Raw genomic sequence first — 23,644 nt, forward strand, 5'->3', positions numbered from 1 at the left:
ACCACGCCGCGAATCGACTCGCCGCGCTTCATCAGGTCGAAGCCCTTGTTGATGTCCTCCAGCGGCATGGTGTGCGTGATCAGGTCGTCGATGTTGATCTTGCCTTCCATGTACCAGTCGACGATCTTCGGCACGTCGGTGCGACCGCGTGCGCCGCCGAAGGCCGAGCCTTCCCACTTGCGGCCGGTGACCAGCTGGAACGGCCGCGTGCTGATTTCCGCACCCGCCTCGGCCACGCCGATGATGATGCTGCGGCCCCAGCCCTTGTGCGTGCATTCCAGCGCCTGGCGCATCACCTTGGTGTTGCCGATGCACTCGAAGCTGTAGTCGGCGCCGCCGTCGGTCAGCTGCACGATGGCATCGACGACGTTCTCGGTGTCCTTCGGGTTGATGAAGTGCGTCATGCCGAACTTGCGGGCCATGGCCTCGCGCTCGGGGTTCAGGTCGACGCCGATGATCTTGTCGGCACCCACCATCTTGGCGCCCTGGATCACATTGAGGCCGATGCCGCCGAGGCCGAACACCACGACGTTGGCGCCGGCTTCCACCTTGGCCGTGAAGATCACCGCACCGATGCCGGTGGTGACGCCGCAGCCGATGTAGCAGACCTTGTCGAAAGGGGCGTCTTCACGGATCTTGGCGAGCGAGATTTCCGGCGCAACGGTGTAGTTGCTGAAGGTGCTGGTGCCCATGTAGTGAGCAATGGGCTGGCCATCGAGGCTGAAGCGCGAGGTGCCGTCGGGCATCTGGCCCTTGCCCTGCGTGCCGCGGATGAGCTGGCACAGGTTGGTCTTGCGGCTCAGGCAGAACTTGCACTGGCGGCATTCGGGCGTGTACAGCGGGATGACGTGGTCGCCCTTTTTCAGGGTGGTGACGCCGGGGCCGACGTCGACCACGATGCCCGCGCCTTCGTGGCCCAGGATGGCGGGGAAGATGCCTTCGGGGTCGGCGCCCGAGAGCGTGTAGTAGTCGGTGTGGCAGATGCCGGTGGCCTTGATCTCGACCAGCACTTCGCCGAAACGGGGACCGTCGAGGTCGACGGTTTCAATGGTCAGCGGGGCTCCGGATTTCCAGGCGACGGCGGCTTTGGTTTTCATGTGTCGTTGAACAAGAGTGAAGAGAAGAAAGAAAGAAAGAAAGAAAGAAAGAAAGAAAGGAAGAGGAAATGCGCGGCGCGGTTCAGATGCCGTGCAGGAACCAGCCGCCGTCCACCAGCAGGTCGGTGCCCGTCACGTAGCTCGCCATCGGCGAGGCCAGGAACAGCACGGTGCTGGCAATCTCGAAAGGTTCGGCCTGGCGGCGCAGCGGAATGTGGTCGAGCACGCCGCTGTCCTGCAGCTGGCGGAACAGTTCCGGCTTCAGGTTGCCGGGCGTGGCCGTGAGCCCCGGCGACACGGAGTTCACGCGGATGCCGTGCGGCGCCAGTGCAAGCGCGAGGTTGCGCGTCATCGCCAGCACGGCGCCCTTCGACGCGTCGTAGGCGCAGTGGTTGGGCATGGGCTTGTGGCCGCATATCGACGACAGATTGACGATGGCGCCGCCCTGCCCTTGCGCCTTCATGCGGCGGCTGGCCGCCTGCGCGCCGAAGAACATTGCCTTGCAGTTCACCGCGAACATGCGGTCCCAGAAGGCGCCGTCGACGTCATCCACCGGGCGCAGCGGATAGATGCCCGCGTTGTTCACGAAGACGTCGATGCGGCCGTGCGCAGCCATCGCCGCATCGAGCAGGCCGTCGACCTGTTCCTGCACGGTCACGTCCGTGGGCACGTGGCGCACGTCGAGCCCTTCGGCTGCGAGCTCGCCGGTACGGCCCGCCTGCAGGTCGCCGACGACCACGCGTGCGCCCGCCTCGGCAAAGCGCCGCGCGATGGCAAGGCCGATGCCGTCGCCGCCGCCCGTCACCACCGCGGTCTTGCCGCGAAAGTCGAGCAGGCCGTCGAAGGGTGCGTACGGCAATGCCTTGTAGGAAGGCGTGCCGCTCATCAGTAGATCGAGCGGACGATGCCGCCGTCCACGCGCAGCGCCGCGCCGTTGATGGCGCTCGCGCGCTGGCTGCACACGAAGGCCACGAGGTCGGCCACCTCGGCGGGATCGATGAGCCGCGCGATGATCGAGGTGCTGCGGTTCTCCGCGACGAAACGCCGCTCGGCCTCTTCGTACGAAAGCTCGGGGAACAGGCCCTGCACGAAGACCCGAACGCCCTCGGTGCGCGTCGAACCCGGCACGACGGCATTGACCGTGACGGCGGTGCCCTTGGTCAGCTCCGCCAGCGTGCGCGAGACCGCCAGCGTCATCGACTTCGAGGCGCTGTAGTGCGGCAGTTCCGGCGCGGGCGCGATGGCGGCCTCGCTCGACAGGAAGACGATGCGGCCCTTGCCGCGCGCGAGCATGCCCTGGACGTAGTGGCGGCCAAGCCGCACGCCGCTCATCACGTTCACGTCGAAGCTTTCGAGCCACTGCGCATCGGTGGTCTGCGTGAAGGGCACGGCCTCGTAGATGCCGAGGTTGTTCACCAGGATGTCGAGTTCGGGCAGCAGCGCGATGGTTTCGGCGCAACCCTGCGCGCCGCCGTTGTCGGCCACCAGCCCTTCGAGCCGCGCGCCCGGCGTGCGCGCGCGCAGGTCGGCAATGGCCGCATCGACCGCCTGCGCGGTGCGACCGTTGATGTAGACGGTGGCGCCTTCGCGGGCCAGCGTGCGAGCGATTTCGCGGCCGATGCCACCGGTCGATGCGGTGACGAGCGCGCGTGCGCCTTCAAGTCCGAGGTCCATGGGGAGTCCTGTTGTCGTGGGTGAAATTCGTGAGGAGGAGAAGACGAGGCAGAAAGCGGCCCGGCCTCAGCCGTCGAAACGCGGCGCGCCGTTGTGGGCCGTGAGCCCGCCGTCGACGGGCAGGTTCACGCCGTTGACGAACGAGGCATCGTCCGAGGCGAGGAACGCGACGGCGGCGGCAATTTCGGCCGGCTCCGCGATGCGACCCATCGGGTAGGCCCTGGCAAAGGCTTCCTCGACCTTCGCGGGGTCGAGCTTCGCAATGGCCGCGTCGAACATCGGCGTTCTTACCGAGCCGGGGCACACCGCGTTCACGCGGATGCCAAACTTGGCGAGGTCTAGCGCCATGCTGCGCGTGAGGTGCGTGACGGCCCCCTTGCTGGTGGCATAGGCGGCCTGCCCGAAGTCGCCGCCCAGCCCGGAGATGGACGACAGGTTGACGATGGCCGTGGGCCGGCCCGCCGCCTTGAGCAACGGCAGCGCGGCCAGGGACAGGCTCATCGTGCCTTCGACGTTGACCGCCATCAACCGGCGCCATTGCGCCATGTCGGTGTCTTCGAAACTGCCGCCGTGGTGGATGCCCGCGTTGTTGACGAGCGCGTCGAGGTGGCCGTGGCGCGCACGCACGCACTCGATGGCGCTGGCGATGTCGTCGCTGTTCGTCACGTCGAGGCCTACGGCGAAGGCGCCCCGCCCCTCGGCCGCGAGCGAGGCCGCGACGGCCGTGGCCGCCGACAGGTCGCGGTCCGCCACGATCACCGATGCACCCTCTTGCGCCAGGCGCTGCGCAACCGCGGCACCGATGCCCGAGCCCGCGCCGGTGACCAGCACCACCCGCTGTTCGAAACGTTGCATGTGCACGCCCCTCACACGAACTTGGTCACGCCGCCGTTCACCGCCAGCTCCACGCCGGTGATGAAGTCGGCCTGGTCGGAAGCGAGGAACAGCACGGCCGCCGCCACGTCTTCAGGGCGGCCGAGCCGGCCCGAAGGAATGTTCGCGGTCTTCAGGAAGATGTCGACGGCTTCCTCGCGGCCGGAGCCGTACTTGGCCGCCAGCGAATCGAGAAAGCCGCCCGGCCGGTCCCACAGCGCGGTGCGCACGTGCGCCGGCGACACCACGTTCGAGCGCACGCCCTGGCCGGTGAACTCGGTCGCAAGAATTTTCGAGAGCATCAGGATCGCGGCCTTCGACACGCTGTAGTCGGGCAACAGCGGATGCGGAATGCGCCCGGTCTCGGACGCGCAGTGAACCAGTGCGCCGCGTTTGCGTTCGAGCATGTGCGGCAGCACCGCGCGGCTCATGCGCACGTAGCCCATCAGGTTCAGGTTGAAGGTGGCTTGCCAGTCTTCGTCGCTGATCTTCAGGAAGCCGTCGCGCGCGGTGGCCACGCCCGCGTTGTTGAAGAGGATGTCGATCTGCCCGAAGCGCTGCAGGGCTTCGCGGGTGAGCCGTTCGGCCGCATCGGCGTCGCGCATGTCGGCCTTCACCGGGTGCAGGCGGTCGCTGGCCAGTGCCTCCAGCGCCGAGGTGTCGAGGTCGGCCGCGACCACGCGCGCGCCGGCCTCCAGGAATTGCCGCGTGGTCTCGAAGCCGATGCCGGCCCCGGCGCCCGTGACGATCGCGACGCGATCCTTCAAGCCTTTGTCCATGGTGTTGTTCTCCGTTCGTTGTCTGTGTTCAGGGAATGATTCGTTCGTGGCGCAGCTGGTCGAACAGGTCGAGGAACGACCGCTCGGTGTCCTGGAAGCCCACGAAGCCGAGGCGTCGGCTCTTGTTCATGTCGTTGACGCACTCCATGGGGCGGCCCAGGTCAAGGTCGGTGTGCCAGGCCGAGGCCAGTTCGTCGATGCCGTGCGGCTGCAGCCGGTGCGCCTGCACCAGGCCGTTCCACAGCGGCGCCATGTCGGCCATCTGCTGCTGCAGCGGTACCTGCTCGCCCGGGTACGGCGCGGCCTCCAGCCCGAAATGGCCGCCGATCACGCCCCACAGCCGCTTCCAGCGGAATACGTCGCCGTTGGCCACGTTGAAGGCCTCGTTGCGCGCGGCGGGCGTGGTGGCGGCCCACGCCAGATGCTTCGCCAGCAGGCGCGCATCGGTGACGTCGGTGAGGCCCGCGTGCTGCGTCGGCGAGCCGGGAAAAAGAAAGGGCCTGCCGTGTGCCTTGCAGACCGAGGCGTACACCGCGAGCGTGACGCCGATGTTCATGGCATTGCCCACGGCATAGCCCACGATGGTGTGCGGCCGGTGCACGCTCCACGACCAGCCATGGCGCGCCGCGAACTCGAACACCACGTCTTCCTGCACGTAGTAGAAGTTGTCGATGGGCAGGCGTGGCTGGTCTTCGCGGAACGGGGTCTCGGGCTGGTTGCGCGCGTACATGTCGAACGGACCGAGGTAGTTCTTGGTGCCGGTGACCAGCGCCACGTGCCGCACCGACGCCTGCCCGGGGCCGCTCACGGCATCGAGCACGTGGCGCACCATGGCGCCGTTGACCCGGCAGTTGTCGGCCTCGTTGGACATGCGCGTCCAGGTGCAGAAGAAGACGTGCGTGGGCCGGGTGTCGGCCAGCGCTTGGCGCGTGGCCTCGGCGTCGAGCACGTCGACCGCGACATGCTTCACGCGCGACAGGCCGAGCGGCGGCTTGCGCGAGATGCCATGCACCTCCCAGCCGCCTTCGGCCAGCAGCTGGCGTGCGAGGTTGTTGCCGACAATGCCGGTGACGCCGACGATGAGTGCGCGTTTGTCGAACATGACGTTTCCTTTGGATGTGAATGCAGCGCGGGAACTCGGGTCTCGGGCCTCAGGCGCCCTGCCTGCGGCTGTAGAGGCCGACCATCACGACAATGACGAGCCCGTAGCAGATCTGCTTCACGGCCTCGGGCACGTGCATGAGCGACAGCATGCTGCTCATGAGCGTGATCAGCAACACGCCGGCCACGGTGCCGCCGTAGCGCCCGCGCCCGCCCAGGATGCTGGTGCCGCCGACCACCACCGCCGCGATGCCCGGCAACAGGAAGGGGTCGCCCATGCGCTGGTACGACTGCCCCGCATAGCCCGCCAGCAGCAGCCCCGCGATGGCGCTGCACACGCCCGAGGCCACGAAGGCGCCGAGGATCACGCGGCGCGTGTCGATGCCCGACATGTGGGCAGCCACCTCGCGCGTGCCCACCGCATAGATGTAGCGCCCCATCAGTGTTCGGCGCAGCACCCACACCACCAGCACCGACACCGCCACCCACACCAGCACCGCGTTGGGCAGCACGCCGAAGCTGCGGCCCGCGCCCAGCGCGGCCATGACGGGCGAAGGCTCGCTCGAGATGACGGTGTTGCCGGCGTAGAAGGCCACCGCGCCCAGCAGGATGGTGTTGACCGCCAGCGTCCATATCAGCGAGGGAATGCGCAGGTAGGCCACGCCCACGCCGTTCAGCAGCCCGATGAGCGCGCCGGCGGCAATGCCGGCCAGCGGGCCGAGTTCGGCCCACGCGCCGCCCTGGGCGCGCGCCACGGCCGTGCCCACGGTGGCCGCGACGGTCAGCGTCCAGGGCACCGACAGGTCGATGTGCCCCAGCAGGATGACCAGCGTCGCGCCGGCCGCGATCACGCCGAGGAAGGCGCCGCTCTGCAATTGCAGCAGCAGGTAGGTGGGCGAAAAGAACTGGCTGTTCAGCGCCCCGCCCAGCAGCAGCAAGGCCGCGAGCGCCAGCAGCACGGCGCCGGTCGGGGTCTTCAGTTGGGTGCGCAGGTGGGAGCGAAGTGCGAGCGTGCTCATCGGAAGATCTCCAGTCGGTTGCGGATGCGCAGCAAGCGCGCGGCGCCCAGCGCGACGGCGCAGATCAGAACCAGCCCCTCGAACAACGGCTGCGCGAGCGGCGGCACGCCGGTGAAGAACATCAGGCTGCCGATGGTGCGCAGCATGAAGGCGCCGGCGATGGTGCCCAGCACGCTGGCCACGCCGCCGCTGAGCGCGGCACCACCGAGCACCACGGCGGCCACCGAATTGAGGGTGTACGGCAGGCCGATGGCGGCGTCGCCGCTGGCCGTCTGGAAGCCCAGGAAAAGCCCACCCATTCCGGCGAACAGGCCCGCCGTGGCATACGCCACGATCTTGGCCCGGTCGACCGACAGGCCCGACATGTAGGCCGCCTGCTCCGCCGAGCCGAGCGCGAACAGCGTGCGCCCGGTGAGCGAGCGCCGCAGCGGCTCCCACACCAGCAGCACCACCAGGGCCAGCACGACGAGCGAGGTGGGCACGAGGTCGCCCAGCGTGCCGGTCATGGCGTCGCTCAGGCCCGCATCGACCTCGCCGCCGGGCGTGGGCCGCACCAGCAGCGCAACGCCGGTGTAGATGGTGCCGGTGGCCAGCGTCGCGACGATGGGCTGGATGCGCGCATAGACGATGACCATGCCGTTCACCACGCCGCACAGCGTGCCCACCAGCAGCACCGCGGCCACGCCCAGCGCGACCTGCACGGGGTCGCCCTGCACCAGCACCGAGGCCACGCAGTTGCTGAGCGCCATGATGGCGCCGATGGAAATGTCGATGCCGCTGGTGAGCACCACCAGCGTCTGCCCGATGGCCACCAGCGCCAGTGCCACGCCCTGGTTGGACCAGGCCGTGAGCACCGCCGCCGAGGCGCCGCGCGGGTGGATCGAAAGAAAGGCGACCAGCAGCACCGCCAGCAGGCCGAGCGCCAGCAGCGTGCGCGCGTGGTGGCGCAGATGGAGCGAGGCGGATTTCATGCGGCGCACTCCCAGGCCGTGGCGTGCACCCGGCTGTCGTTGGCGGGCGCGTCGTCCTTGCGCCCGAGGTTCATCGCGTTCATGAGGATCTGTTCTTCGGTGAGCGTTGCGCCCGCGAGCGACGCACGGACCTGGCCGTCGTACATCACGAGCACGCGGTCGCACAGGCCGATGAGTTCGTCGCAGTCGGTGGAATAGAAAAGAATGGCCAGGCCCTTGGCTGCCAGGTCGCGGAACAGGCGGTAGATTTCCTGCTTGGTGCCGACGTCGACGCCGCGCGTCGGGTCCATCAGCAACAGCAGCCGGGGCTGCGTGGCGAGCCACTTGGCCAGCACCACCTTCTGCTGGTTGCCGCCCGACAGCGTGGACACGGCCACGCGGGTGTCGGGTGCCTTGATCTGCAGCGTCTTCACCAGCCCGGAAACCAGCGCCTGCTCGGCGGCATGGTCGACCACGCCCCAGCGGCTGATGCGCCCGAGCGCGGAAACGCCGAGGTTGTCGTGCACCGACTGGCCCAGCATCAGGCCTTCGGTCTTGCGGTCTTCCGGAATCAGCGCCATGCGGTAGGCCTCGCGCCTGCCGCCGCGCGGGCCATCGGGCGGCGCGGTCTGCTCGCCGATGCGGATGTCGCCGCGCACGTCGCGCAGCAGGCCCGCCAGCGCCAGCATGAGTTCGCGCTGGCCCTGTCCGTCGAGCCCGCCGAGGCCGACGATCTCGCCGGGCCGCACGGAAAGCTCGACGCCCTTGAGTTGCGCGCCCGAGCGCAGGCCGCTCACCTGCAGGTAGGGCCGCACCGACGTGGGCAGCGGCTCGGGCTTGGGCGGATACACCTGCGCGATCGGCCGCCCGATCATGAGCCGCACGATTTCTTCATGCGGCTTGGTGCCCGCGGGAAAGGTGCTGACGTGCTCGCCGTTGCGAAACACCGAGCAGGTGTCGGCCAGCGCATCGACCTCGTGCATGCGGTGCGAGATGAAGAGCACGCAGGTGCCTTCCTCGCGCAATGTGCGCAGGAGGCGCATGACCTTCTCCACATCTTCCGCGGTGAGCGCCGAGGTGGCCTCGTCGAGGATCAGCACGCGCGGGCGGCGCACCACGGCCTTGGCGATTTCCACGATCTGCCGCTGCGACAGCGGCAGGTCGATACAGCGCTCGCGCAGGTCGATCTGCCGGTCGCAGCCGATGCGCGCCAGGGCCTCGCGCGCCATCTGGTTCTGGCGCTGCGGATCGATCAGCCCGAGCCGGTTGCGCGGCGGGTTGGCCAGGCAGATGTTGGCGGCCACGCTCAGGTGCGGCACCAGCGACAGCTCCTGGAAGATGCAGACGATGCCTTCGTCCAGCGCCTGCGCGGGGCCCGTCATGCGCAGTTCGCGGCCATCGAGCCGCACCACGCCGGCGTCGGGCCGCACCACGCCGGCCAGCGTCTTCATGAGCGTGCTCTTGCCCGCCCCGTTCTCGCCGAGGATGGCGTGGATCGACCCGCGCGCGGCGCTGAAGGACACGTCGCTGAGCGCGGCGATGCCTCCGTAGCGCTTGCTCACGCCGACCAGTTGCAGATAGTCGTTGTTCACTCTGGATCTCCAGGCTTTGCGGGCGTGCGCCGGCTCAGTTGTTGTCCGGGTTGAACTTGTTGATCTCGTCGGGCGTGAAGCTGATGCCGCAGGCGGCGTAGCTAGACACCGTTTCGTAGCTGTCCGGCAGGTCGGGGAAGTAGTTGACGCCGGGCTTCATGTCCTTCGTGAGCACGTTCGGCGTGGGCAGGTTCACCAGCGACGGCAGCGTCTGCCCCTGCAGCAGCGCGATGGCCGCGCGCATGGCCACCGGGCCCTGCCCCGGCGAGGTGGACACCGAGATGCCGGGAATCTTCTGGTCGATCAGCGCCTTGACGAAGCCGTTTTCCGCGTCGCCGCCCACCGGCACCGGCGCATGGTTGGCCGCCTTCATGGCGCTGGTGACGCCGCGGCAGCCGTGCTGGCAGACCACCGCGTCGAACTTGCCGTTGACCGCGATGGCATCGGCCACCACCTTCTGCACGGTGCCGGTGTCCCAGTTGCCGGTGACCTCGACCACCGAGATGTCCTTGTATTTGTCGAGCACCTTGCGCACGCCCGCATGGCGGTCGCGGTCGGTGGAGTTGCCGGGCAGGCCGCGCACTTCGAGCAGCTTGCCCTTCTTCACGGGCATCAGGTCGACCACGGCCTGGGTCTTGATGTCGCCCTCGAACTCGACCCACTCGGGCGTGATGCGCAGCACGTCGGGGCTGTCGACCGGGTTGTCGAAAGACACGAGCACGGTGCCCGCCTTCTTCGCGCGGCGGATCACCGCATCGAAGGCCTTGGGGTTGACCGCGATGAAGGCGATGGCGTCGTAGCCGGCCTGGATGAAGTTGTCGATGGCGGCGATCTGGCTGGCCACGTCGGCACCGGTGCTGACCACCTTCAGTTCCTTGATGTCCTTGGCCACGTCGGGCCGCGCGGCCCAGGCGCGGGTCTGCTGGATCATCTGCATGCGCCATGGAATGCCGGTGTGGCCGTTGACCAGCGCCACGCGGTACGGGCCCTTGCGCGCGGGGTAGCTCACCGTGGTGCTGACGCCGGCGGCCGGCTTGTAGCAGGCGGGCAGGAAGGTCTCGGCGGCGCTCGATACCGAGACGGCGGAGGCCGCGGCGACGAAGGCCACCAGGGGCAAGACGTGGCGAAGGGTGTGGCGGAAGGTGGGGTTCATGGTTTGTCTCCGGTTTTGTTGAAAGGCAGAAGCAGGAATGCAGCAGTGCGGCCGTGCAGGCGCCGGGGTTCTAGGCGACCTCGTGCGCGGGGAAATTCATTTCGATCGTGACCCCCGAGGGGTCTTCGAAGAACACCTGGTGCAGGCGCAGGCCGGGCACGGTGCGCTCGCGAAAGGCAATGCCTTCGCGCGACAGGCCCCGGCGGAACTCGGCCACGCCGGTGGCGATGAATGCGAGGTGATCGAGCGAGCCGGTGCCGCTGGCCGTGGCCCTGTCGCCGAGGTAGTCGCGCAAGCCCGAGGGGTTGCGCTCGTCCATGCCGATGAGATGGACCACGCCGAAATCGGCTTCGTCGTCGCCGTTGTAGAGCCAGGCGCCCGGGAAATCGAAGGCCGGGCGAAAGCCTTCGCGCAGGCCGAGGACCCGCGTATAGAACTGCACGGACGCGGCGAGCTGCGATGTCCGCACCGAGTAGTGACCGAGCCGCGAGATGGGCATTTCCGAATCCTTTTAAATGATCGATTGATAAATAGTAGATCGCAAGAATCCAGCGACGTCCTCTCGTTTTCCCTAGGTTGCGCTGAGCGAAACAGAAATCGGCACGATGTTTCCGCTGCTTTCAATGGGCTGCCACAGGCCTTTTATCGCCCCGTTCCCATAGGAAGAGTCGCGAAACAGTGCCGCGGCCTGGCGATCCCCTAACATGCATGCCAGCGGGAGCCGCATCGCTGGCCCGGCGAGCCCCTTCCCTCCGCCCTTTTAATGTTCAATCGATAATTAAAATATCAAATGAAAGCAGGAAGCCCATGCGCATGACGAGCACCGCACCCGCTGCCGACGAGGCGGCCGCCCCGGTCGCGCGGCGGCGCCTCGCGCCGGAAGACCGGGAACACCAGATCGTGCAGAACGCGATCGCCTTCTATGCAAGCCACGGCTTCGAGGCCAGCACGCGCGACCTCGCCAAGGAGCTGGGCATCACGCAGCCGCTGCTGTACCGCTACTTCCCGACCAAGGAGGCGCTGGTCGATCGCGTGTACGAAGAAATCTTCGTGCGGCGCTGGAACCCCGAGTGGGAAGAGTGGCTGGCCGACCGCGCCGTGCCGCTGGCCGACCGCCTGAAGCGCTACCTGCGGGACTACGCGCGCTTCATCCTGCGCAGCGAGTGGGTGCGCATCTTCATGTTCGCCGGGCTGACGCGCGGCGGCATCAACCAGAAGTACCTGAGCCGGCTGCGCGAGCGGCACTTCAAGGTCATTGCCGCGGAGATGCGGCACAGCTTCGACATTCCCGACCCGAAGACGCCGCAGGAAGAAGAAGACGAGCTGGAGCTGGTGTGGGCCATGCACTCGAGCGTGTTCTACATCGGCGTGCGCAAGTGGGTGTACGAGCAACCGATTCCCAAGGACCTCGACCGCGCCATCGGCTTTCGCGTCGACGCGTTCCTGGCCGGCACGCCGCTGGTGCTGAAGAACGCGCGCAGCTGAAACAAAAGGCGCCGGCGGCGCTATTCGTCGAGCACCACGCGCTCGTACAGGAAGTCGAGCACGGCGCGCACGCGGGCCGGCAGTTCCTTGCCGGGGCCGATGAAGACGGCGTGCACCGGGTCGGTGTCGCCGGGGTTGAAGGGCTCCAGCAGCGGCACGAGCCGCCCTTCGGCGATGTCGCGGCCCACGTGGAAGCGCGCGAGCCGCGCCAGGCCCACGCCTTCGAGCGCCAGCTCGCGCATGGTCTCGCCGTCGCTCACATGCATGTTGCCGCGCGGCACCACCGACAGGCGTGCACCGTCGGCATCGACGAAGGGCCAGACCTGCGTGTGGCGGATGAAGCCGAAGCCCAGGCAGTTGTGCCGGGCCAGGTCGGCCGGATGCGCGGGCGCTTCTCGGCCTTGAAGGTACGCCGGCGATGCGACCACCGCGAAGCGGCTCTGGCCCAGCTCGCGGCTGACCAGGCCCGAGTCCTTCAGCGGGCCGGTGCGGATGGCGATGTCGGTCTTTTCCTCTCGCACGTTCACGACCTGGTCGGTCAGCACGAGGTCGATGAAGATCTCCGGACAGCGCGCAAGAAATTCCGCCATCAGCGGCAACAGGCAGCGCCGGCCGAAGGGCACGTTGGTGTTGATGCGCACGCGCCCGCGCGGCGTGGCCGCCTGCGACACCTCGCGCTCGGCCTCGGCCATGGCGTCGAGGATGCCGCGTGCGCGCGCATGAAAGCTCGCCCCCTCGGGCGTGAGGTGCAGCCCGCGCGTGGAGCGCACCAGCAGGCGCGCGCCCAGCCGCGCTTCGAGCCGTGCGACCAGCTTGCTCACCGCCGACGGCGTGAGCGACAGCCGCCGGGCCGCGGCGGAAAAACTCTGCGAATCGACCACCTGCACGAAGACTTCCATCTCGCCGGAACGGTTGATCTCCTGACGGGCCATGCGAAGTTATTTCACAACTGTTATTCCGCTTGTGAGTCTAGTTCACAGGCCCACGTCTTCCTAGAGTCGAAGCATCGATCACCCACGGAGACACGCATGCTGTTCACCCCCCACCAATTCGGCCGCCTGCAACTGGCCAACCGGGTCGTCATGGCCCCCATGACCCGCTCGCGCGCGGACCAGCCGGGCGACGTGCCCAACGAGCTGATGGCCACCTACTACGCCCAGCGCGCGGGGGCCGGCCTGATCGTGAGCGAGGGCACGCCGATCTCCGAAGTGGGCCGCGGCTATTCGCTGACGCCCGGCATCTACTCGCCCGCGCAAGTGGCGGGCTGGAAGAAGGTGACCGACGCGGTGCACCGCCGCAACGGCCGCATCTTCGTGCAGCTTTGGCACGTGGGCCGCCGCTCGCACGCGTCGATCTCGGGGCACACGCCGGTGTCGGCTTCGGCGGTGAAGCACCCGGACAAGGTCTACGGCCCGCTGACCGAAGGCGGCTTCGGAATGATCGAGACCGGCGTGCCGCGCGCCATGACGCTCGCCGACATCGAGGACACCATCGGCGACTTCGTCACCGCGGCGCGCAACGCCATTGCGGCCGGCTTCGACGGCGTGGAACTGCATGCGGCCCACGGCTACCTGATCGACCAGTTCATGCGGCTGCACAGCAACCAGCGCGACGACGCGTATGGCGGCACGCAGGACAAGCGCATCCGCCTGCTGCGCGAGGTGACGCAGGCCGTGGCCACCGAGGTGGGCGCGGACCGCGTGGGCATTCGCGTGTCGCCCTTCGTGACCGAGGGCTACGCCGACGAAGACCCGGAGATTCCCGCCGTCACGCTGAAGGCACTGCAGGCGCTGGCGCCGATGGACCTGGCCTACATTCATTTCTCGGAGAACATTTCGCGCTACACGCCGATGCCGCTGGCCTACCGCAAGGAGGCACGCGCGCTGTACCGCAACCCGATCATGGTGGCCGGCAAGTACACCAAGGAAAGCGCGCAGGAAATTCTGCAGCAAGGCTTGGCCGACCTCGTCGCTTTCGGCCAGCCCTTCATTACCAACCCCGATTTCGTGACGCGCATTGCGCAGGGCCACGCGCTCACGCCCGTCAACTACGACGCGCACGCAACCTTCTACGGCGGCGACGGCAAGGGCTACACCGACTACCCTGCCTACGCGGAGGCCGCGTGACCACCGCGCTGGAGCGGCTGCTGGCCGGCGGCTTCAGCATCGGGCTCGAACTGCCGCTGGACAACGACTGGTGCGCCTCGAGCGAGGCCGCGCGGCAAGGCACCGGCCGGCTGCGCGGCGAGCCCGACATCGCGCAGCACGCGGCGCTGGCCCAACTCGCGGACCGGCAGGGCTTTCGGGCGCTGTGGGTGCGCGACGTGCCGCTGTACGACCCGAAGTTCGGCGATGCGGCGCAGGTGTTCGAGGTGTTCACCTACCTCGGCTTCCTGGCAGGCGCGACGCGCAACATCCTGCTCGGCACGGCCGCCGTGGTGCTGCCGCTGCGCGAGCCCGTGCTGACGATGAAGGCCGCTGCCACGGCGGACCAACTGAGCAACGGCCGGCTGCTGCTGGGCGTGGCCAGCGGTGACCGCCCCGTGGAGTACCCGGTGTTTGGCCGGGCATTCGACACACGTGGCGATGCGTTCCGCAGCCAGGTCGAAATGCTGCGCCACTGGACATCCCACGACTGGGACGAAGGCCTGCAGGTACTGCCGCGCCCGACGCGGCCGCTGTCGCTGCTGGTGGCCGGGCTGGGGCAGCAATCGCTCGAATGGGTCGGCGCGCACATGGACGGCCTGCTTGCGTATCCGCGCACACCGCAGGAACACCTGCCGCGCACGCAGGCATGGCATGCGGCGGCCGGGCCCGGCAAGCCCTATGCGAGCTTCATGCACATCGACCTGCTGGCAAAGCCCGATGCGCCCATCACGCGGCATCACTTCGGCGTGATGACGGGGCGCCGGGGGTTGATCGCCGAACTCGAAGCGATGCGCGACGCCGGCGTGCGGCACATGGGCCTGCACCTGCGGCGCTGCCAGCGGCCGGTGGCGGAGGTGCTGGAAGAAATCGGCAGCCATGTGCTCCCGGTGTTCCACGGGCACTAGAAAAAAAGCGCGCGCACGAGGCCGCGTGCTGTGTGCTGTGGGAGATGGCGCGGGCCTTCCCGGGCGCGCCCAGCACGGTCCAGGGACCCGAGGGTAAGATTCCGGGCTCCCCATCCAGACAGCAAAGAGGTCTCGTGCCGCCTATCGTCTCGGTCAATCAGCTTTCCAAGACCTACGCGTCCGGATTCCAGGCTCTCAAGCGTGTCGACCTCGACATTCACCGGGGAGAAATATTCGCATTGCTCGGCCCCAACGGGGCAGGCAAGACGACGCTGATCAGCATCATCTGCGGCATCGTCAACCCCAGCGAAGGCAAGGTGCTGGCCGATGGGCACGACATCGTCACCGACTTCCGCGCCGCGCGCACGAAGATCGGGCTGGTGCCGCAGGAGCTGGCCACCGACGCCTTCGAAACCGTATGGGGCACGGTGAGTTTCAGCCGCGGCCTGTTCGGCCTGCCGCCGAACCCGGCCCATATAGAGAAAGTGCTGCGCGACCTGTCCCTGTGGGACAAGAAAGACACCAAGATCATGGCGCTTTCGGGCGGCATGAAGCGCCGCGTGATGATCGCCAAGGCGCTGTCGCACGAACCCCGGATTCTTTTTCTCGACGAGCCCACCGCCGGCGTCGACGTGGAGCTGCGCCGCGGCATGTGGGACATGGTGCGCAAGCTGCGCGAGAGCGGCGTGACGATCATCCTGACCACGCACTACATCGAAGAGGCCGAGGAAATGGCCGACCGCATCGGCGTGATCCGCAAGGGCGAACTGATCCTGGTGGAAGACAAGGCCGAGCTGATGAAGAAGCTCGGCAAGAAGCAATTGACGCTGAGCCTTCGGAACGCGCTGGCCGCTGTTCCCGAAGCGCTCGGCAACTACCAGCTCGACCTGGCCGACGACGGCCACTCGCTGGTCTACACCTTCGACAAGCAGGGCGACGACAACCAGATCGCCGGCCTGTTGCGCCAGCTCGGCGAGCTGGGCATCGACTTCAAGGACCTGTATTCATCCGAGAGCTCGCTGGAAGAAATCTTCGTCAGCCTCGTGAAGGGGCAAGCATGAACATCCACGCAATCCGCGCCATCTACATGTTCGAGATGGCGCGCACGTGGCGCACGCTGATGCAGAGCGTGGCCTCGCCCGTGCTGTCGACCTCGCTGTATTTCGTGGTGTTCGGCTCGGCCATCGGCTCGCGCATGGTGGATGTCGACGGCATTGCCTACGGCGCGTACATCATCCCGGGCCTGGTGATGCTGTCGCTGCTGACGCAGAGCATTTCGAATGCCTCGTTCGGCATCTACTTTCCCAAGTTCTCGGGCACCATCTACGAGGTGCTGTCGGCCCCCGTCTCTTATGTGGAGGTGGTGTGCGGCTATGTGGGCGCGGCGGCCAGCAAGTCGATCATTCTCGGGATCATCATATTGATCACGGCCCGGCTGTTCGTGCCGTACGAGATCGCGCACCCGGTGTGGATGGTGTCGTTTCTGGTGCTTACCGCGGTGACGTTCAGCCTGTTCGGTTTCATCATCGGCGTGTGGGCGGATGGCTTCGAAAAGCTGCAGATCATTCCCCTGATGATCGTCACGCCGCTGACCTTCCTGGGCGGGAGCTTCTATTCGATCCACATGCTGCCGCCGTTCTGGCAGACGGTCTCGCTGTTCAATCCGGTGGTCTACCTGATCAGCGGATTCCGCTGGAGCTTCTACGGCATTTCCGACGTCAGCCTGCCGATCAGCATGGGCGTGACGCTGGGGTTCCTGGTGCTGTGTTTGGTCGCCGTGCGCTGGATCTTCAAGACGGGGTACAGGCTGAAGACCTGACCGGCCCCAAGGCGCCCTGGCCCGAGGCAAAGAAAAACCCGCTGCGCCTGGAAGCGGAGCGGGTTTGAAGTCTTGGTGTCTTGATGTCGAGACGCGAGGGTCTCGGAATATGGTCCCGCCGCCAGGAATCGAACCTGGATCTCAGCCTTCGGAGGGCCGAATTCTATCCGTTGAAATACAGCGAGAGAGGGTCCGGCAAACACCGGAGCCACGCATTATCGCCTATCAGGCGACGGTGGTTTCGGCGTCGTCTTCGATCGCCGTGCCGGACGCACCCCGATCGAAGCCAAGCCCCGCCAGATAGACGCGGAATGTGCGCCGCCCCATGGGCACGAGGTCGAAAGCCTCGGGGTCGAGCAGCCAGTTCTGGATGAGCCCGCTGATAAGGGCATGCAGCCCCTGCGCCGCCGCGGGGCCGGGCACGGGCAGCCGGATGTTGCGGCGCCGCGCGGCCAGCCGCAGCGCCTTTTCGAAGTCGACCACGCAGGCGTTGCGCGCATCGAGGTGGCGCTGCTGGACGGACGCCATGTCGTGCGTGTACTCGACCTTGTGGGTGGCCACGTCGAACACGCGGCGCACCTGGGGGTCGGTGGTCATGAGGGTCAGCGCGTGGATCAGGCCCTCTTCGATTTCGGCCAGCGGATCGTCGGCTTCCGTGGTGGCGGCCGAGCACATGGACTTCGGGCCGGACTCCAGCGGCAGGATGACGCGCTCCATCATCGCGTTGAACAGGTCCGCCTTGTCCTTGAAATGCCAATAGATGGCGCCGCGCGTGGCCCCGGCCTGCTGCGCGATCTGCTGCAGCGAGGTCTGCGAGACGCCTTGCGCCTGAAACAGCAACTCCGCGGCATCGAGCAAGCGATGCCGCGTAGCCAGTGCTTCTTCCTTCGTACGACGTGCCACCAAGTCTCCTGATTTGTAAAGGCAACGCCCTTTACTCATCGTGGGGCCATTGCACACTGTCACTATACATCCATGAATGTATGTAAACTAGCGGACTTTCCCGATGGCCCGGCTGTTTATGCTGGCTTCCCGTTCGCATCGCGAACGCGCCGTCTCCCGTCTTCGCTTCAAAGGAATCGCATGCCTCTCCTGCATGTCTCGCGTCAATCGTCCTTTTCGCCGCGTCTCGCGACCGTGGCCGCCGTCGTTCTGCTGGTCCTCGCGGGCTGCGGCAAGAGCGATGCGCCCGCTGGCCCCGGCGGTGGTGCCGGTGGCGCCCACCCGGCGCCCGAAGTCGGCGTGGTGGTTGCCGCGCCGGCCGATGTCGGCCTGGTGACCGAACTGCCCGGCCGCCTCGAAGCCTCGCGCGTTGCACAAGTGCGTGCCCGCGCCTCCGGCATCCTGCTCAAGCGCGAATTCCGCGAAGGCAGCGACGTGAAGGCCGGCCAGTTGCTGTTCCGCATCGACCCCGCACCGCTGGTAGCCGCCTCGCAGAACGCGCAAGCCACGCTGGCGCGCGCCGAAGCCAACGCCGTGCAGGCCAAGGCGCTGGCCGACCGCTACAAGCCGCTGGTCGAAGCCAATGCCGTGAGCAAGCAGGAATACGCGACGGCCGTAGCCTCGTACAAGACGGCCGAAGCCGACGTGGCCGCCGGCCGCGCCGCCGTGCAGACCGCCAAGATCAACCTCGGCTACGCCGACGTGACCTCGCCCATCGCTGGCCGCATCGGCCGCGCGCTGGTGACCGAAGGCGCGCTGGTGGGCCAGGGCGACGCCACCGAGCTGGCCGTGGTGCAGCAGATCAACCCCGTGTACGTCAACTTCACGCAGTCGGCCTCCGACGCGATGAAGCTGCGCCGCGCGGTGGCCGCCGGCCAGTACAAGCGCGCGAGCGGCGAAGAAGCCGCAACCATCCGCGTGGTGCTGGAAGACGGCTCCGACTACCCGCTCGAAGGCAAGCTGCTGTTCTCCGACCTCACGGTCGACTCGACCACGGGCCAGGTCACGCTGCGCGCCGAAGTGCCCAACCCCAAGGGCGAGCTGCTGCCCGGCCTGTATGTGCGTGTGAAGCTCGAGCAGGCGCAGGCCACCAACGCGATCACGCTGCCGCAGCAGGCCGTGACGCGCACCCAGCAGGGCGACACCGTGTCGGTGGTCGACAAGGACGGCAAGATCAGCAAGCGCACCGTGAAGATCAGCGCCGCCAAGGACAACCAGTGGGTGGTGCTCGATGGCCTGAAGGCCGGCGAGCAGGTGATGGTCGACGGCTTCCAGAAGCTGCAGATGATGCCGCCCGGCACGCCGGTGAAGGCCGTGCCGTGGAGCAAGCCGAACCCGAATGCCGCGGCCCAACCAGCGGCAGCGGCCCCAGCGGCCGCCGCCGCTGCAAAGCCGGCTGGCGAGCCGGCACCGGCCACGGCCGAGAAGAAGTAATCAGGAGCGCGCCCGCATGGCCAAATTTTTTATCGACCGCCCGATCTTCGCGTGGGTGATCGCACTGTTCATCCTGGTGATGGGCGGCGTGGCAATCACCCAGCTGCCGATCTCGCAGTACCCGCCGGTGGCACCGCCCGCCATCGTCATCAACGTCGCCTACCCCGGCGCCTCGGCCCAGACGCTCGAGGACAGCGTGCTGTCCGTCATCGAACGTGAAATGAACGGCTCGCCGGGCCTGATCTACATGGAATCGGTGGCCCAGGCCGACGGCACCGGCACCATCACGATCAGCTTCGAAGCCGGCACCAACGACGACCTCGCGCAGGTGGACGTGCAGAACCGGCTGTCGCGCGCGACGCCGCGCCTGCCGGCCGCCGTGACGCAGCAAGGCGTGCGCGTGGACAAGTCGCGCAACAACTTCCTGATGTTCGTGATGCTGTCTTCGGACGACCCGAACTTCGACCCGGTGGCGCTCGGCGACTACGCCGCGCGCAACGTCGTGCCCGAGCTTCAGCGCGTGGTCGGCGTGGGCCAGGCCCAGTTGTTCGGCTCCGAAAACGCAATGCGCATCTGGATCGATCCGGCCAAGCTGCAGGGCTTCAACCTGTCGCCGACCGACGTCAACAACGCGATCCGCGCGCAGAACGCCCAGGTGTCGTCCGGCACCATCGGCGACCTGCCGAACATTCCCGGCCAGGCCATCGCGGCCACGGTGGTCGTGAACGGCCAGCTCGCCAACGTCGACCAGTTCAAGGAAATCGTGCTGCGCGCCAACACCGACGGCTCGACCGTGCGGCTGAAGGACGTGGCCCGTGTCGAGCTGGGCGGCCAGTCGTATGCCACTTCCGCGCGCCTGAACGGCGTGCCGGCGGTGGGCGTCGGCGTGCAGCCCACGCCCAACGGCAACGCGCTGCAGTCGGCCAAGGCGATCCGCGCCAAGATGGCCGAGCTGGAACGCTTCTTCCCCAAGGGCGTGAAGTGGGCCATTCCGTACGACAGCTCGCGCTTCGTGCAGATCTCGATCACCGAAGTGGTCAAGACGCTGCTGGAAGCCGTGGCGCTGGTGTTCGTGGTGATGTTCCTGTTCCTGCAGAACTGGCGCTACACGATCATCCCGACCATCGTGGTGCCTATCGCGCTGCTGGGCACCTTTGCCACGCTGCTGGCGCTGGGCTTCTCGATCAACGTGCTGACCATGTTCGGCATGGTGCTGGTGATCGGTATCGTGGTGGACGACGCCATCGTGGTGGTGGAGAACGTCGAGCGCATCATGAGCGAGGAGGGGCTGTCGCCGCTCGAAGCCACGCGCAAGGCCATGAAGCAGATCTCCGGCGCCATCATCGGCGTGACGGTGGTGCTGATCTCGGTGTTCGTGCCGCTCGCGTTCTTCGCGGGTTCGACCGGCAACATCTACCGCCAGTTCTCGGCGGTGATGGTGGCGTCGATCGGCTTCTCGGCCTTCATGGCGCTGTCGCTCACGCCGGCGCTGTGCGCCACGCTGCTCAAGCCTGTCGAAGCGGGCCACCACCACGAGAAGACCGGCTTCTTCGGCTGGTTCAACCGTGGCTTCACGCGCACGGCCAAGGGCTATGAAAGCGTTGTCGCGCGCATCCTGCGCCGCGCCGCGCGCTACCTGGTGATCTACATCGCCATCATCGGCGCCGTGGTGTTCACCTACTCGCGCCTGCCGAGCTCGTTCCTGCCTGAAGAAGACCAGGGCAACATCCTGGTCAACGTGCAGCTGCCGCCGGGTGCGACGCAAGAGCGTGCACTGGCCGTCATGCAGCAGGTCGAAGGCTTCATGCTGAAGCAACCCGAAGTGCAGAGCATGGTGGGCGTGATGGGCTTCAGCTTCTCGGGCCAGGGCCAGAACGCCGGCCTTGCCTTCGTGACGCTGAAAGACTGGGAAGAACGCAAGGACCCGGCCCACTCGGCCAGCGCGCTGGCCGGCCGTGCCTTCGGTGCGCTGTCGGGCGTGCGCGATGCCTTCATCTACCCGCTGAGCCCGCCACCCATTCCCGAACTGGGCAATGCCAGCGGCTTCAGCTTCCGACTGCAAGACCGTTCGGGCGCGGGCCACGAAGCGCTGATCAACGCCCGCAACCAGTTGCTGGGCATGGTCTCGCAGAGCAAGGTTTTGTCGCAGGTTCGCCCCGACGGCCTGGAAGACGCGCCGCAGCTGCAGATCGACATCGACCGCGACAAGGCGAACGCCCTGGGCGTGAGCTTCGACGCGATCAACGCCACGCTGTCGACCGGCCTGGGTTCGAGCTACATCAACGACTTCCCGAACCGCGGCCGCCTGCAGCGCGTGGTGGTGCAGGCCGACGCACCGGCCCGCATGCAACCCGACGACCTGCTGCGGCTGAACGCCACCAACACGCAGGGCCAGCCGGTGCCGCTGTCGGCCTTCGCCACCACCAAGTGGGTGACGGGCGCCACGCAGACGGTGCGCTACAACGGCTACCCCGCCGTGCGGATCAGCGGCGACGCTGCCCCGGGCTTCAGCACGGGGGCCGCGATGGCCGAGATGGAAAAGCTCGCCGCGCAGCTGCCGCAAGGCTTCGGCTACGAGTGGACCGGCCAGTCGCGTGAAGAAAAGCTCGCGGGTTCGCAGGCCATCATCCTGTACGGCTTCGCGATCCTGGCGGTGTTCCTGTGCCTGGCCGCGCTGTACGAGAGCTGGTCGATCCCGCTGGCGGTGATCCTGGTGGTGCCGCTCGGCGTGCTGGGCGTGCTGCTGGCCACCATGCTGCGGGCCTATTCGAACGACGTGTACTTCCAGGTGGGGCTGATCACCATCATCGGCCTCTCCGCGAAGAACGCGATTCTGATCATCGAGTTCGCGAAAGACCTGCAGGCGCAGGGCAAGGGCATCGTCGAATCGGCGCTGGCCGCGGCCCACCTGCGGTTCCGCCCGATCATCATGACCTCGCTGGCCTTCGGCCTGGGCGTGGTGCCGCTGGTGCTCGCCTCGGGCGCCGGTTCTGCCAGCCAGCGTGCCATCGGCACCGGCGTGCTGGGCGGCATGGTGACGGGTACGGCCCTGGCGGTGATCTTTGTGCCGGTGTTCTTCGTGGTGGTGCGCACGCTGTTCAAGGGCAGCGCGCGACAGCACGAGGCCGACAAGCGGCATGCGGAAGCCGCCGGCATCACGGAAGAGAAATCTCATGACTAAGAAACTGATTCCCACAGCCCTGGCGGCAGCGATGCTGCTGGCCGGCTGCTCGCTGATCCCGACCTACGAGCGCCCCGCCGCGCCCGTGCCGACCACCTACCCGGGTGACCCGGCGCAACCGGCCGGCCAGGCTTCGGCCGCCCTGCCCTGGCAGGACTTCTTTGCCGACCCGCGGCTGGCGGGCCTGATCCAGACCGCGCTGGCCAACAACCGCGACCTGCGGGTGTCGGTGCTCAACATCGAGCAGGCGCGCGCGCAGTTCCAGATCGAGCGCTCGGCGCTGTTTCCGGCGCTGGGCCTGACGGGTTCGGGCTCGCGCTCGAGCCCCAACTCGGCGCAGGCACTCGACGCCAGCGCGGGCAGCGTGGCCTCGCAGTACAGCGTCAACTTCGGCTTCACGGCCTGGGAGCTGGACTTCTTCGGCCGCATCCGCGCGCTGAAAGACCAGGCGCTGTCGCAGTACCTTGCCACCGAAGAAACGCGCAAGGCCGTGCAGATCAGCCTGATCGCCTCGGTCGCCAATGGCTGGCTCACGCTGCTGGCCGACGACGAGCTGCTGGAGCTCACGCGCCAGACGATGGTCACGCGCGACGAATCGGTGCGCCTGACCAAGATGCGCTTCGACAACGGCGTGTCGTCGGAACTCGACTTCCAGGCCGCGAACTCGCTCGCCGAAACGGCACGCGCCGCCTACGCGCAGCAACAGCGCGCACGCCTGCAGGACGAGAACGCACTGGCCCTGCTGCTGGGCGCACCGGTGCCGCCCGAAGCCACCGCCGGCGGCGCCAAGGGCCTGGACAGCATCAAGCCGATGCCCGACGTGCCGGCCGGCCTGCCTTCGGACCTGCTGGCCGAGCGGCCCGACATCCGCGCGGCCGAGCAGCAGCTGATTGCGGCCAACGCCAACATCGGCGCGGCCCGCGCCAACTTCTTCCCGCGCGTGTCGCTCACCAGCGGCATCGGCACCGCCAGCACCGAGTTCTCGGGCCTGTTCGATCGCGGCTCCAAGGCCTGGTCCTTCGCGCCGACGGTCACGCTGCCGATCTTCGACGCGGGTCGCAATTTCGCCACGCTCAACTCGGCGAAGGCCGGGCGCGAGATCGCCGTGGCGCAGTACGAGAAGTCGGTGCAAACCGCCTTCCGCGAAGTGGCCGATGCACTGGCGGGCCGCGCCACGCTGGGCGAACAGGTGCGCGCACAGCGTGCCCAGGCCGATGCGGAAAGCGTGCGCTTCAAGCTGTCCGACCTGCGCTATCGCAACGGCATTGCCAGTGCGCTCGACCTGCTCGACGCACAGCGTTCGCTGTTCACGGCGCAGCAATCGGCGGTCAACGTGCGCCTGCTGCAACTGCAGAACCAGGTCACGCTGTACAAGACGCTGGGTGGCGGCTGGGCCACACGCGACAAGGGTTGAGACGCTTCGGCGTCCGATATCGGCAGGCCAATTGCCCGCTTGGGCAAGGGGCCTCTCTATAATCGCCGGTTGGTTAGAA

The 23,644-nt window shown here is 67.5% G+C and carries 21 protein-coding genes and 1 tRNA gene; 8 read left to right on the forward strand and 14 right to left on the reverse strand.

Going from position 1 to position 23,644, the window contains the following annotated elements; translation table 11 throughout:
- The 11 genes from DBV14_RS21660 to DBV14_RS21710 all read right to left on the reverse strand — a co-directional run.
- A partial coding sequence (locus DBV14_RS21660) for an S-(hydroxymethyl)glutathione dehydrogenase/class III alcohol dehydrogenase (RefSeq protein ID WP_124461936.1) occupies nucleotides 1-1,097 on the reverse strand: 1,097 nt, incomplete at its 3' end.
- Between the two features lie 82 nt (nucleotides 1,098-1,179).
- Nucleotides 1,180-1,983 carry an SDR family NAD(P)-dependent oxidoreductase gene (locus DBV14_RS21665; protein ID WP_124461938.1) on the reverse strand — a complete coding sequence of 268 codons (804 nt, stop codon included), beginning with the start codon at nucleotides 1,981-1,983 and terminating at the stop codon, nucleotides 1,180-1,182.
- Nucleotides 1,983-2,771 carry an SDR family NAD(P)-dependent oxidoreductase gene (locus DBV14_RS21670; RefSeq protein WP_124461940.1) on the reverse strand — a complete coding sequence of 263 codons (789 nt, stop codon included), beginning with the start codon at nucleotides 2,769-2,771 and terminating at the stop codon, nucleotides 1,983-1,985. Before DBV14_RS21670 ends, DBV14_RS21665 begins: the two co-directional genes overlap by 1 nt.
- A 66-nt stretch (nucleotides 2,772-2,837) precedes the next feature.
- Nucleotides 2,838-3,626, reverse strand: coding sequence for an SDR family NAD(P)-dependent oxidoreductase (locus DBV14_RS21675; protein ID WP_124461942.1), 789 nt, complete (start codon nucleotides 3,624-3,626; stop codon nucleotides 2,838-2,840).
- A gap of 11 nt (nucleotides 3,627-3,637) precedes the next feature.
- Nucleotides 3,638-4,423: an SDR family NAD(P)-dependent oxidoreductase gene (locus DBV14_RS21680; protein ID WP_124461944.1), complete on the reverse strand. Its 786-nt coding sequence runs from the start codon at nucleotides 4,421-4,423 to the stop codon at nucleotides 3,638-3,640.
- Nucleotides 4,424-4,451: 28 nt separating this feature from the next.
- The gene (locus tag DBV14_RS21685; RefSeq protein ID WP_124461946.1) at nucleotides 4,452-5,525 is read right to left on the reverse strand and encodes an SDR family oxidoreductase; all 1,074 of its coding nucleotides are present in this window, start codon (nucleotides 5,523-5,525) and stop codon (nucleotides 4,452-4,454) included.
- A gap of 49 nt (nucleotides 5,526-5,574) precedes the next feature.
- A complete protein-coding gene (locus DBV14_RS21690; protein ID WP_124461948.1) occupies nucleotides 5,575-6,543 on the reverse strand; it encodes an ABC transporter permease in 969 nt (322 codons plus the stop codon).
- Complete coding sequence (locus DBV14_RS21695; RefSeq protein WP_124461950.1) at nucleotides 6,540-7,514, reverse strand: ABC transporter permease; 975 nt, start codon at nucleotides 7,512-7,514, stop codon at nucleotides 6,540-6,542. The genes DBV14_RS21690 and DBV14_RS21695 overlap by 4 nt, the downstream gene beginning before the upstream one ends.
- The gene (locus DBV14_RS21700; protein ID WP_124461952.1) at nucleotides 7,511-9,085 is read right to left on the reverse strand and encodes a sugar ABC transporter ATP-binding protein; all 1,575 of its coding nucleotides are present in this window, start codon (nucleotides 9,083-9,085) and stop codon (nucleotides 7,511-7,513) included. The genes DBV14_RS21695 and DBV14_RS21700 overlap by 4 nt, the downstream gene beginning before the upstream one ends.
- A 34-nt stretch (nucleotides 9,086-9,119) precedes the next feature.
- Complete coding sequence (locus DBV14_RS21705; protein WP_124461954.1) at nucleotides 9,120-10,238, reverse strand: sugar ABC transporter substrate-binding protein; 1,119 nt, start codon at nucleotides 10,236-10,238, stop codon at nucleotides 9,120-9,122.
- Nucleotides 10,239-10,308: 70 nt separating this feature from the next.
- On the reverse strand, nucleotides 10,309-10,737 hold the full coding sequence (locus DBV14_RS21710; protein WP_124461956.1) for a VOC family protein: 429 nt from the start codon (nucleotides 10,735-10,737) through the stop codon (nucleotides 10,309-10,311).
- A 314-nt stretch (nucleotides 10,738-11,051) separates the two neighbouring features.
- Between DBV14_RS21710 and DBV14_RS21715 the strand changes: the two genes are divergently transcribed.
- The gene (locus tag DBV14_RS21715; protein WP_260397171.1) at nucleotides 11,052-11,723 is read left to right on the forward strand and encodes a TetR/AcrR family transcriptional regulator; all 672 of its coding nucleotides are present in this window, start codon (nucleotides 11,052-11,054) and stop codon (nucleotides 11,721-11,723) included.
- Nucleotides 11,724-11,743: 20 nt separating this feature from the next.
- Here DBV14_RS21715 and DBV14_RS21720 read toward each other — a convergent pair whose 3' ends face one another.
- Nucleotides 11,744-12,655: a LysR substrate-binding domain-containing protein gene (locus tag DBV14_RS21720; protein ID WP_124461961.1), complete on the reverse strand. Its 912-nt coding sequence runs from the start codon at nucleotides 12,653-12,655 to the stop codon at nucleotides 11,744-11,746.
- Nucleotides 12,656-12,751: 96 nt separating this feature from the next.
- Here DBV14_RS21720 and DBV14_RS21725 point away from each other — a divergent pair, with 96 nt between their 5' ends.
- From DBV14_RS21725 to DBV14_RS21740, 4 genes are all read left to right on the forward strand, one after another.
- Nucleotides 12,752-13,849, forward strand: a complete 1,098-nt coding sequence (locus DBV14_RS21725) for an alkene reductase (RefSeq protein ID WP_124461963.1) — start codon at nucleotides 12,752-12,754, stop codon at nucleotides 13,847-13,849.
- Nucleotides 13,846-14,775: a TIGR03571 family LLM class oxidoreductase gene (locus DBV14_RS21730; protein WP_124461965.1), complete on the forward strand. Its 930-nt coding sequence runs from the start codon at nucleotides 13,846-13,848 to the stop codon at nucleotides 14,773-14,775. Before DBV14_RS21725 ends, DBV14_RS21730 begins: the two co-directional genes overlap by 4 nt.
- 134 nt (nucleotides 14,776-14,909) lie before the next feature.
- Nucleotides 14,910-15,836: an ABC transporter ATP-binding protein gene (locus DBV14_RS21735; protein WP_124461967.1), complete on the forward strand. Its 927-nt coding sequence runs from the start codon at nucleotides 14,910-14,912 to the stop codon at nucleotides 15,834-15,836.
- On the forward strand, nucleotides 15,833-16,594 hold the full coding sequence (locus DBV14_RS21740) for an ABC transporter permease (RefSeq protein WP_124461969.1): 762 nt from the start codon (nucleotides 15,833-15,835) through the stop codon (nucleotides 16,592-16,594). The genes DBV14_RS21735 and DBV14_RS21740 overlap by 4 nt, the downstream gene beginning before the upstream one ends.
- A gap of 110 nt (nucleotides 16,595-16,704) precedes the next feature.
- Here the strand turns inward: DBV14_RS21740 and DBV14_RS21745 are convergent.
- Both DBV14_RS21745 and DBV14_RS21750 read right to left on the reverse strand, forming a co-directional pair.
- Nucleotides 16,705-16,779, reverse strand: a tRNA-Arg gene (locus tag DBV14_RS21745).
- Nucleotides 16,780-16,819: 40 nt separating this feature from the next.
- A complete protein-coding gene (locus DBV14_RS21750) occupies nucleotides 16,820-17,500 on the reverse strand; it encodes a TetR family transcriptional regulator (protein ID WP_124461971.1) in 681 nt (226 codons plus the stop codon).
- Between the two features lie 177 nt (nucleotides 17,501-17,677).
- Between DBV14_RS21750 and DBV14_RS21755 the strand changes: the two genes are divergently transcribed.
- Genes DBV14_RS21755 through DBV14_RS21765 form a run of 3 tightly spaced genes read left to right on the forward strand, consistent with a single transcriptional unit; the run spans nucleotide 17,678 to nucleotide 23,565 of the window.
- Nucleotides 17,678-18,970 (forward strand): efflux RND transporter periplasmic adaptor subunit, encoded by a 1,293-nt coding sequence (locus tag DBV14_RS21755; protein WP_124461973.1) that lies wholly within the window; start codon nucleotides 17,678-17,680, stop codon nucleotides 18,968-18,970.
- A gap of 16 nt (nucleotides 18,971-18,986) precedes the next feature.
- Complete coding sequence (locus DBV14_RS21760; protein ID WP_124461975.1) at nucleotides 18,987-22,151, forward strand: efflux RND transporter permease subunit; 3,165 nt, start codon at nucleotides 18,987-18,989, stop codon at nucleotides 22,149-22,151.
- Nucleotides 22,144-23,565, forward strand: coding sequence for an efflux transporter outer membrane subunit (locus tag DBV14_RS21765; protein ID WP_124461977.1), 1,422 nt, complete (start codon nucleotides 22,144-22,146; stop codon nucleotides 23,563-23,565). The genes DBV14_RS21760 and DBV14_RS21765 overlap by 8 nt, the downstream gene beginning before the upstream one ends.
- Nucleotides 23,566-23,644 lie beyond the last annotated feature (79 nt).

It is taken from the genome of Variovorax sp. KBW07 (assembly GCF_003852515.1).
Lineage (GTDB): Bacteria > Pseudomonadota > Gammaproteobacteria > Burkholderiales > Burkholderiaceae_C > Variovorax.